Annotated in this window: 1 protein-coding gene; it reads left to right on the forward strand. The window is 63.9% G+C overall.

Features of this window, described 5'->3' with window-relative positions:
* Positions 1-858 (forward strand): IS66 family transposase (gene tnpC / locus QQL24_RS36225; protein ID WP_284317188.1); only part of this gene is annotated, 858 nt, incomplete at both ends.

Here is an 858-nt window from a genome sequence, read left to right on the forward strand (position 1 = left end):
TATGCCGACCATCTGCCCCTCTATCGCCAGGCGCAGATCTATGCCCGGCAAGGCGTCACCCTCGATCGCTCGACGCTGGCCGATTGGGTCGGGCGTGCGGCCTTCCTGCTGCAACCCGTTCACGAGCGGTTGCTTGCGATCCTGAAGAGTTCGACCAAGCTCTTCGCCGACGAGACGACGGCACCCGTGCTCGATCCCGGCCGTGGACGGACCAAGACAGGGCAGTTGTTCGCCTATGCCCGCGATGATCGTCCCTGGGGTGGCACCGATCCGCCGGCGGTCGCCTATGTCTATGCGCCGGATCGCAAGGCCGAGCGGCCCATCGCTCATCTGGAGGGCTTTGTCGGGGTGCTGCAGGTGGACGGCTATGGCGGTTATCGTACGCTGGCCGAACGCAACGCCGTGGTGCTCGCCTTTTGCTGGGCCCACGTGCGTCGCCGCTTCTTCGAATTGGCCGCCGCCGGTCCTGCTCCGATCGCCAGCGAGGCATTACAACGCATCACCCAGCTTTATCAGATCGAAACCGAGATCCGCGGCCGCGATGCCGAGGCACGCCGAGCCACCCGCCAGCAACAGAGCAGGCCGATCCTCCAGGCCTTGGAACCCTGGTTGCGCGAAAAGCTCGCCCTGATCAGTCAGAAGACCAAACTTGCCGAGGCGATCCGCTACGCGCTCTCACGCTGGCCAGGGCTCTGCCGCTTCATCGATGATGGCCGCATCGAGATCGATAGCAATGTCGTCGAGCGGTCCATCAGGCCTATCGCTCTCAATCGCAAGAACGCCCTTTTTGCAGGCTCCGATGGCGGCGGCGAACACTGGGCTGTCATTGCCTCCCTCATCGAGACCTGCAAGCTCAAC

The sequence above is a fragment of the Labrys miyagiensis genome (genome assembly GCF_030160835.1).
In the GTDB taxonomy this organism is placed as follows: Bacteria; Pseudomonadota; Alphaproteobacteria; order Rhizobiales; family Labraceae; genus Labrys; species Labrys miyagiensis.